Source organism: Stenotrophomonas pictorum JCM 9942 (assembly GCF_001310775.1).
GTDB lineage: Bacteria > Pseudomonadota > Gammaproteobacteria > Xanthomonadales > Xanthomonadaceae > Stenotrophomonas > Stenotrophomonas pictorum.
Map to the genome: position 1 here is coordinate 1 of NZ_BAZI01000083.1, position 9,227 is coordinate 9,227.

6 protein-coding genes, 2 tRNA genes and 1 pseudogene are annotated in these 9,227 nt (G+C 66.6%); 3 read left to right on the top strand and 6 right to left on the bottom strand.

Translation table 11 applies throughout. The annotated features are described in order from the left end of the window. A pseudogene (locus tag JCM9942_RS06380) lies at window positions 1-367 on the bottom strand (hypothetical protein); the annotation flags it as partial. Between the two features lie 242 nt (window positions 368-609). Between JCM9942_RS06380 and rnd the strand changes: the two are divergent. Next, window positions 610-1,692, top strand: a complete 1,083-nt coding sequence (rnd, locus tag JCM9942_RS06385) for a ribonuclease D (protein WP_054658520.1) — start codon at window positions 610-612, stop codon at window positions 1,690-1,692. A gap of 145 nt (window positions 1,693-1,837) precedes the next feature. After that, window positions 1,838-3,604 (top strand): SLC13 family permease, encoded by a 1,767-nt coding sequence (locus tag JCM9942_RS06390; protein ID WP_054658522.1) that lies wholly within the window; start codon window positions 1,838-1,840, stop codon window positions 3,602-3,604. Between the two features lie 173 nt (window positions 3,605-3,777). On the opposite strand, the gene JCM9942_RS06395 is transcribed toward JCM9942_RS06390, so the two are convergent. Further along, a tRNA-Phe gene (locus JCM9942_RS06395) sits at window positions 3,778-3,853 on the bottom strand. 221 nt (window positions 3,854-4,074) lie between these two features. Continuing rightward, a tRNA-Ala gene (locus tag JCM9942_RS06400) sits at window positions 4,075-4,150 on the bottom strand. A 421-nt stretch (window positions 4,151-4,571) separates the two neighbouring features. On the opposite strand from JCM9942_RS06400, the gene JCM9942_RS06405 reads away from it, so the two are divergent. Continuing rightward, on the top strand, window positions 4,572-5,108 hold the full coding sequence (locus tag JCM9942_RS06405) for a lipocalin family protein (protein ID WP_054658524.1): 537 nt from the start codon (window positions 4,572-4,574) through the stop codon (window positions 5,106-5,108). 19 nt (window positions 5,109-5,127) lie between these two features. On the opposite strand, the gene JCM9942_RS06410 is transcribed toward JCM9942_RS06405, so the two are convergent. The 3 genes from JCM9942_RS06410 to JCM9942_RS06420 all read right to left on the bottom strand — a co-directional run. Continuing rightward, window positions 5,128-6,576 carry an amidohydrolase gene (locus tag JCM9942_RS06410; RefSeq protein ID WP_054658526.1) on the bottom strand — a complete coding sequence of 483 codons (1,449 nt, stop codon included), beginning with the start codon at window positions 6,574-6,576 and terminating at the stop codon, window positions 5,128-5,130. Window positions 6,577-6,594: 18 nt separating this feature from the next. Continuing rightward, window positions 6,595-8,403 carry an amidohydrolase family protein gene (locus JCM9942_RS06415; protein WP_054658530.1) on the bottom strand — a complete coding sequence of 603 codons (1,809 nt, stop codon included), beginning with the start codon at window positions 8,401-8,403 and terminating at the stop codon, window positions 6,595-6,597. Between the two features lie 14 nt (window positions 8,404-8,417). Further along, window positions 8,418-9,227: FecR family protein (locus JCM9942_RS06420; RefSeq protein ID WP_218185464.1), on the bottom strand; the 810-nt coding region annotated here is incomplete at its 5' end.

Consider the following 9,227-nt stretch of genomic DNA (forward strand, 5'->3'; position numbering starts at 1 on the left):
CCTGCTCGGCCTTGCCTTCCGGCGCCAACGCGATCGCCACACTCACCCGCTCGGCCGCCTCGGCCAAGGCCTGCCGCTGGTCATCCGGACGCGCCATCAGCTCCATCGCCTGGGACCGCAGCAGCTGCCGCGCCTTGTCCAGTCCGCGCCTCGCCCTGGCATCCCTGGGCTTGACCGCCAGCACCGCCAGATACAACGGCACTGCCGCCTCGGCGCTGTCATACAGGTGCCCCTGGGCCAAGGCCGCATCGGCCTGGCGACGGGCCTTGTCCACCATTTCCGGCGTCAACTCCGGCACCGACGGCATCCACACCGGAAGCGGCGTTGCCTCCACCGTCGCGCGCTCGGGCTCGGCCTGCGTCGGCAAGGCAGGCCCTGCTTCGGCCGGTGGTGCGGGCGCTGATGTCACGCCGCGCTCCTGGTTCCGTGCCGCTGTGCCGGGCGCCTGAGGCGTACACGCGCCGCAGGTCACGGCTGCAAGCAGTGCCATGCAGATCAGCTGGCCGGTAGTACGCAAACTTCCTCCCATTCCTGTCCCGGATCACGGGACGAATCGACGTTAGGCTATTCTCGCCTGCCTGAGCAAACCCTGCAGTTGACGGACACCACGTGGCTTATTGGATCAAACACCCGGCGGAACTTGAAGAACGTTACCGCCAGCGACCCGGCCGGATCGGGCTGGATACCGAATTCATCCGCGAGCGCACCTACTGGCCGCAGCTGGCGCTGGTGCAGATGGCCGTGGGCGAGGAAATCCTGCTGATCGATCCGCTGATTCCCGGCATGACCGAGGCCCTGCGCCCTTGGCTGACCGATACCGGCATCCTCAAGATCATGCACAGCGCCAGCGAAGACCTGGTCGCCTTCAAGTGCGCCTGCGATGCGATGCCGCGACCGCTGTTCGACACCCAGCTCGGCGCGGCACTGGCCGGCATCGGCGGCGGCATGGGCTACCAGAAACTGGTGGCCGAGATCACCGGCGTCACCCTGCCCAAGGGCGAGACCCGCTCGGATTGGATGCGCCGCCCGCTCTCGCCCGCACAGCTGGAATATGCGGCCGACGACGTGGAATACCTGTTCGCACTGCACGATGCAATCGACACCAGGCTGCAGGCGCTGGATCGGCGCAGCTGGCTGGAGGAGGACGGCGAGCGGATGATCACCAATGTCGAGGCCGATGACAGCGAACAATGGCCGCACCTGTCGATGCGCGCGGCGCAGTTCCTCGAGCCCGAGGCCCAGCTGCGCCTGCTGCGTCTGCTGCGCTGGCGTGACCGCCAGGCCCGGCAGAGCGACAAGCCGCGCAGCTGGATTCTCGACAATGAAGTCGCCACCACGCTGGCGCGCACACCGCCGTCCGATTACGAGGCGATGCTGCGACTGTTCGACCGTTTTCCCAAAGCGCCGCGCAAACTGGCCCAGGCTGTCTGGCAGGCCCTGAACACGCCACTGGACGACGAGGCCCTGGCACCGCAGCCGCTGGCACCAAGCGACAGCAACAAGGCCGCACTGAAGCGGCTGCAGGAGGCCGTCGCCAGCCACGCGGCCGCACTGGGCCTGCCTGATGGCCTGCTGGCCTCCCGCAAGCACCTGGAGGCCCTGCTGGAAAGCGGCCAGTGGCCGGCGGCGCTCGATGGCTGGCGCAAGATACAGCTGGAGCCGGTCTTGCGCCCGCTGTTGCCGGCGCGTTGATCGCCTCTACCGGCGCGGGCTCTCGCGCAGCCCGCGTCATGCGCCACGATCGGACTGCGCCCACCTCTACGCAGTCCCCCAGGCTTCACCGGCTTCCTCGCAACAACTCCCATCGGAACCGGATGACTCACGGAGACCCGGCTGTATGACGTTCCAGATCCTGATGGTCATCGGCATCACGGTGGTTGCCGTCTATCTGTTCGCCACCGAAAAGCTGCGCATGGACATGGTGGCTGTCCTGGTGCTGGCCACACTGGCCCTGCTCGATCTGGTCAGCCCGCAGCAGGCGCTCAGTGGCTTCAGCAACCCGGCAACCATCACCGTCGCTGCCATGTTCGTCCTGGCCGCAGGCCTGCAAAACAGCGGCGCGCTCTCCGGCATCGGCTGGCTGTTCAGTCGGACCCGGTCTCCCTTTCTGTTCCTGCTGCTGTTGTTCGCGGTGCTGGCGCTGATCGCGCCGTTCGTGAACAACACCGCCGTCGTGGCGGTATTCATGCCGCTGGTGATCACCGCCACCGCCCGGATCGGCATGCCGGCTTCCAAAGCGCTGATTCCGCTGTCCTTTGTCTCGCAGATGGCCGGCGTGTGCACGCTGGTGGGCACCTCGACCAACCTGCTGGTCAACGGCATCGCCAAGGATCTGGGCCACCCCGGCTTCAGCATGTTCGAATTCACGCCGCTGGGCCTGATCTGCCTGGCCGCCGGCTGCACCTACCTGCTCATCTTCGGCCGCTGGCTGCTGCCCGACACCCGCACCTCCGAGTTCGTGGAGCACTACGAGCTGGGCAAGTTCCTCACCGAACTGCGGGTGATGCCCGGCTCGCGCCTGATCGGAAAATCCATCGAAGAGATGAAGCTGGGCGAAGCCAACGGCGTTTTCGTACTGGAACTGCTGCGCGGCAAGAACAAAGTGTGGTCACCGCGGACCCAGACGCTGCAGGAAGACGACATCCTGCTCGCCCGTGGCGACTGGCCCAGGCTGGTCGAATTCACCCGCAAAGCCGGGTTGGAGATCAACTCGCAATTCAAGTTCAAAGCCCGCCTGCTCGATGATGTGGAGCAGGTGGTTACCGAAGTGATGATCGCGCCCAACTCGCGCGCGGCTGGCCGCACCCTGGAAGCGCTGGACCGCAGCTGGAACCACAACGCGGTAGTGCTGGCCATCCAGCGTCGTGGCGGAGTGCTGCGCGAGAAACTCAAGGATGTGCGGCTGGATGTTGGCGACATCCTGCTGCTGATCACCGCCAGCGCGGAGGTCGGTGCGCTGCGCCGCGATCCGGACGTGGTGGTGCTGTCCGAACGTGAAGCGGTCAAGCCCAAAGGCTGGCGCGGCCCCTTCGCGCTGGTGACGATGGCGCTGGTGATCGGCATCTCGGCCATCGGCTGGATGCCGATCGCGATCACCTCGCTGGTCGGCGCGGTGGCGATGACCCTGGCAGGCTGCCTGCATGCCGATGAGGTCTACGAGGCTGTGGACTGGCGCATCGTGGTGCTGATGGCAGGCCTGCTGCCGCTGGGCGTGGCGATGAGCCAGAGCGGAGCGGCCGCTTTCATCGTCGAGCACACCATCGGACTGGTACGCGACCTCGGCCCGCATGTGGTGCTGGCGGTGATGTACCTGGTCGCCCTGCTGCTGGCCGAGCTGATGAGCAACTCCGCGGCGGCCGTGCTGCTGACCCCGATCGGCATCTCCACCGCGCAGATGCTGGGCGTGGATGCCACGCCCTTCCTGATCGCGGTGACCTTTTCGGCCTCGACCAGCTTCCTCACCCCGGTCGGCTACCAGACCAACACCATGGTCTACACCGCCGGCGGCTACCGCTTCACCGACTTCCTCAAAGTGGGCCTGCCGCTGAATCTGATCTTCTGGATTCTGGGCGTGATCTTCATCCCGCGCTTCTGGCCCTTCTGAGCCATCCGCGGTCGCCAGCTGCCCGCCGCTGGCGGCACTGTCCCGCTACGACACAAGCACCTGCGCGCATCCCCTGATTACGCAGGCGCAAGCGTGGGGCAGGTGTACCACGCCAGCGACATCATCAACATGGAAAAACAAAAAAGCCCGCATTTCTGCAGGCTTTAATGGAATGGTGGCCGAGGACGGAATCGAACCGCCGACACGGGGATTTTCAATCCCCTGCTCTACCAACTGAGCTACTCGGCCACTTTTTTCTCGTTGGCGTTGTCGCCGGCGAGGACGTGCATATTACGGATGCATTTCGATTTGGGCAAGCGAATTTCACAAAAATTTTCACATCCGCGCGAATCCATTCCAAACGACCGATTCGGCAAAGGCATCCACGCCATCCAGAGGCCCACACACCGCGTGCGCAGACACGCAAACGCAAAGCGCCGCATCTTCCGATGCGGCGCTTTGCGGGTGTTTGGTGGAGCGGAGGAGGATCGAACTCCCGACCTTCGCATTGCGAACGCGACGCTCTCCCAGCTGAGCTACCGCCCCAAACGGTGAGGGCGATTCTACGCCCGGTTTTTTTATTCGCCAAGAGGCACATCCCGCTGGGCGCACCGGCGTCCCCTCAACCACCGCGAGAAAGTGGCCACGCGCCCCCCCGGAGCAACCGGTATCCGCGGCCGCAGGGTGCTTCGCCATCGCGGCACGCGTTGCGGCGCTCCATTGCCTGTCCGACGATCACAATCCAATTCCGATTCCCTTCCAGATGCGCAGGGGTGGCAACAGGCCGGTCCGCGAAGGCCGCCCTGATGCAGCGTTTGCGCACCCGCCCAGCTGCCTCCGCCAATCGACAGGCATGGCCACGATCATCGCAGCCGGAGTCGCCACTCCTGTTATCCGGGAAAACGAAAGATTCACTCGAGCGGCGGCATGGTGACCGGGCTTTCCACCTCGCCACGGAGATCCACCCATGCCCCGCACCCGGTTTTCACTGCTGCTCGCCATCTCGCTGCCGTTCTCGGCGATTGCCTCCGAACCGGTGACCTCCGTGCCGCAGCTCAATCTGGACCGCTATATCGGGCAATGGCATGAAATTGCCCATCTGCCGGTGTCGTTCCAGAAAAAATGCGTGGCCGACATCACCGCAAGCTATCGGCGCCATGCCGACGGGCGCATCAGCGTGCTCAATCGCTGCCGCACGGCCGATGGGGACCTGATCCAGGCCGAGGGGACCGCACGCACCGTGGCCGGCCATCCCGGCCGCCTGCAGGTGCGCTTCGCGCCCGAATGGCTCGCATGGCTGCCCTGGGTATGGGCGGACTACTGGGTGATCGCCCTGGACCCGGACTACCAGTGGGCGATGATCGGTGAGCCGGACCGCAAATACCTGTGGATCCTCTCCCGCACACCCGGCATGGACGCTGACCGTTTTGAGGCGCTCAAGTCCCAGGCCGTCGCGATGGGCTACGAGCTTGCGCCCTTGAAGATCATGGCGCCCATCGACTAGAGCGCCCGCCCGTCGTCACTCAGTCGGCCGCTTTGCGCCGGTAGTCCAATGGCGGTGCGGTGCGCTGCAGCAGCGGCTGATAGGTGAAATCCGCACCCCGCCGTTGTGCGAACTCTGTCTTGGCGGCGGCGACGGTCTGCGGGGACTGGTAGAGCGCCACCGCGGCCAGCGCCAGGGTCTTCGCCGCATTCAGAGCCCCCTTGGCACCAATCGTCGAGCCCGAGGCGGCCACGGCCTGCCAGCTGTGCGCCGGCGTTCCCGGTACCCAGGTCGCCGTGCTCACCCCTGCCGTGGGAACAATCCAGCTGACATCGCCCACATCGGTGGACGCACTGCCGGCGTTGTCGGCACGGTAAGGCTGCAGCGCAGCAGCCTCATCCAGCGCCGGCCGCCGCTCCAGTGTTTGCTGCATGCGCTCGGCGAAGGCCCGCTCGGCCACGTCATAGCGCACACCGCCCACCCGCTGCAGTGCCGCCTGCATCACCTGCCCCAACGTGTCATTGGGCAGCAGCGAGAACACCCCGCCGGTCTGCTCGAACGCAACGGTGGTACCCGTCCCCATCGCAGCGCCCTGGGCGGCCTGGTGCAGGCGCTCGAACACCTCGCGGACCACCACCGGGTCGGTATGACGCACGTAGTAATACGCTTCAGCATCATCCGGCACCACGTTGGGCGCCGCCCCGCCGTTGCTGATGACGTAGTGGATTCGGGTGCCGTCGGGCACGTGCTCGCGCATCAGATTAGCCATGTGATTGAACGCCTCCACGCCATCCAGTGCCGATCGGCCACGCTCCGGCGCAATCGCCGCGTGCGCAGCACGCCCCTGGAAGCGGAACTTCCCGCTGATGTTTGCCAGCGTGGTGCCTTGCGCGGCCGAGTTGTCGGCTGCCGGATGCCAATGCAGCACCACATCCACTCCATCGAAGAGCCCGGCCTTGGTCATGTAGACCTTGCCCGAGCCTCCCTCCTCGGCCGGCGTGCCGTACAGCCGGACTTCGCCGTCGTTGCCGGTGTCTTTCAGCCATTGTGCGATGGCCCGCGCCGCGCCCACGGAGGCGGCACCGAACAGATTGTGACCGCAGGCGTGCCCGGCGAGCTGCCCGGGCAGGGGTACCCGCACCGGCTCGGCCGCATGCGCCATGGCCGGCAAGCCATCCATCTCCGCCAGCAGACCGATCACCGGCCCCTTGCCGCGTCGGCCATAGCTGGCGACGAACGCCGTCGGCATCCCGGCCACGCCCGCCTGGATACGGAATCCGGCCTCGCGCAGCTCCTGTTGCAGCAACGCCGAGGATTGCGTTTCCAGGTACCCCAGCTCTGGACGCTGCCACAGTGCCAGCCCGACCTCGGCCTGGCGCGCGGCATAGCGGTCCAGCGCGGCCACCACATCGGCATCCTGCGCGCCCACACTGGCAGGGATGGACAACAGGCAGCCCAGCAGGGCCGCACGCAGCCGGGTCGGCTTCATCGGCATATCCTCCGCAACTCAGTAGAAGGTGACGTTGTCGATTTCGAACCAGACCTTGCTGCCGGGTTCACCGCCGGCTGAGAACACCAGCTGCTGCAGGTCATCGCCCTTCCACTGGGCGATGGGTCCCTTGGCCCGGTATGGCGGCTGTCCCTGCAAGGTGACAAACGGCACCTCGACCGCGCGCCACTGCGGTTGGGCCTGCAGCGGGGCGACAAAGCGGCGACTGCCCAGCGCGCGTACTTCCAGGCGCAGCTCCGGCGCGCTGCCCCGCAGTTCGAAGCGGACACCGCGATAGCCCCGCGCATCCACCGGCGCCACCGAGCCACGGCTCAGCGGCAGGATCGTCGCGGCAAACGCCGTGTCCTTGTTTGACAGCTTGGCCTGTGTGGCCAGCGCGTGGCCACCGGTTTCGCGGGCGACCACTTCGGTCACCTGCACGGTGCGGTCGTTGCCGCCATCGGCCTCGTCGATACGCAGCGTATCCAGCGCGGTGCGACCGTCTTCGCGCTCGAAGTCATCCACCAGCGCGGCCACCGGCAGCGCCGGCAATGCCAACGCGTGGTTGCCGGCGGGCAGCGCCGCTCCCTTGCCATGGACCTGGCGACCGGCGACATACACCTGCTGCGTGTTGCGTATATCGGCGATACGCTGCCACGGCTGGCCGCGCACCAGCAGCAGATCGGCGCGCTTGCCGACTTCAATGGTGCCTCGATCCGTCACGCCCAACGCCTTGGCGCTGTGCGCGGTGCCGGCGACAAGCGCTTCGGCCGGGGTAAGCCCTGCCTCGACGAACAGCTCAAGCTCGCGCAGGGTGGAGCTGCCATGGGGCGTACCGGTCATACCGGCATCGGTACCGACGACCACCGGGATACCGGCGTCATGCAAGGCTTTGACATTGCCCAGGGCGTTGGTGAAATTGCGTTCGCGCTGGCGCAGCACTTCCGGCTTGCTGGCGGTACGGCCACTGCCGTCCACGCGCTCGGGCAGGTACACCGCCAGAGAGGGCGCATAGGCCGTGCCGTGGGTACGCATCAACCCGACCAGTTCCTGGTCCACCGGACCGTCCTGCAGGCTGTGCGCGATCACGTCCACGCCGGCACGCGCAGCGGCTTTGCCACGCTTGACCATCACCGTATGGGTGAACACCTTCAAGCCGTGCCTGTGCGCTTCCTCGACCAGCGCGCTGAGGGTCTCCTCATCCATGCTGCTGTTGTCGGCGGCATTGGAGTAACGCCAGCCGTCGGTGAAGGCCTTGATGAAATCCGGCTTGTAGGCCGCCACCGCCTGCACCCCCGCCCGCGCAGCGGCCGGTGAGTTGACCCAGCGGGTGGTGTTTTCATCGCCCCAGTCGGCGCCATGACCGAGCGGGGTGCTGATGCGCGCGGCGAACTTCACGTCCGGCGCGGCGATCGAGGCCAGCCATTGCCGGCGCGGCGCGTAGGCCTCCGGCGGCTCGTGGAAATCGCTGACCGTGGTGACACCCGCAGCCATGTACAGATTGGCCACCCGGGGCAGTTCCGACGGGGTCGCATTGGGCGTCCAGTGTGTGTGCAGATCCAGCAAGCCCGGCAGCAATGCCTGTCCGCGCGCGTTGACCACCCGCGCGCCCTTGGGCGCCTGCAGCTGCTGGCCGATGGCCGCGATCCTGCCCTCTTCCACCAGCACGCTGGCCGGATAGGCGGCGCGCCCGGTGCCATCGAACACCATCGCATCACGGATCAACAATGGCTGCGCGTCGCCGGCCCGGGCCACAGCAGTGGCCTGCCCGGCGCCCAACAGCACCAGCATCGCCAGCAGATGCGCCCATCGATTGCTCTTGTACATGCTCATTTCCACGTTCATTGCAGGGACCGCGCCGCAGCGGACGCGGGCTCGGGGGAACTCAGGCGGACATCGTTGCCGTGCTGTTCCACCACCAGGCCCAGACTCAGGGCGACGCTGTGCGCAAATCCGCGCGGATCGCTGGCCGAGTACAGGCCGACGATGCGGCGGCTGCCCACCAGCGGATCGTTGATGACGATACGGGTGTCGCTGTAGCGCAGGAACTGCGCCGCCGCCACCGACAACGTGTCGCCATTGAACGACAACATGCCCTCGCGCCACGCCAGTTGCTGCTGCAGATCATCACTGGGCACCGCCTCGATGCGGATGCCATGGCTGCGGTTGGCAAGGGCGCGGTAGTTGGCCAGCAGTCGCGCCGGCGCCACCGCGCCCTGTACGTCGGTCACATCCACCACGCCTTCGCGCACCAGCACTTCCACACCACCACTGCGACGTTCGGTGAGACTGACCGCGAAGCTGGTGCCGATCGCGGTCACATCGGTTTCCTCGGCACGCACCACGAACGGCCGATGCGGGTTCTTGGCCACATCGAACAACGCCTCGCCCTGCAGCAGACGGATGTCGCGACGGCTGTCGCTGTAGCTCACCCGCACCTGGGAGTCCGAGTCGAGCGTGATCGCCGAGCCGTCCTGCAATGGCACCCGCAGGATCTCGCCCTTGCGCGTGGCGTAGTACTCGGCGCCATCGTCCTGATGCCGCACGCCGATCGCCAGCAGACTGAACATCGCCGCCGCCCCCACCGCCCATCTGAACAGCCGCCGCGCCGGTCGCGCCGCCCAACGCGGAGCACTCGTCCGCTGCAAGCG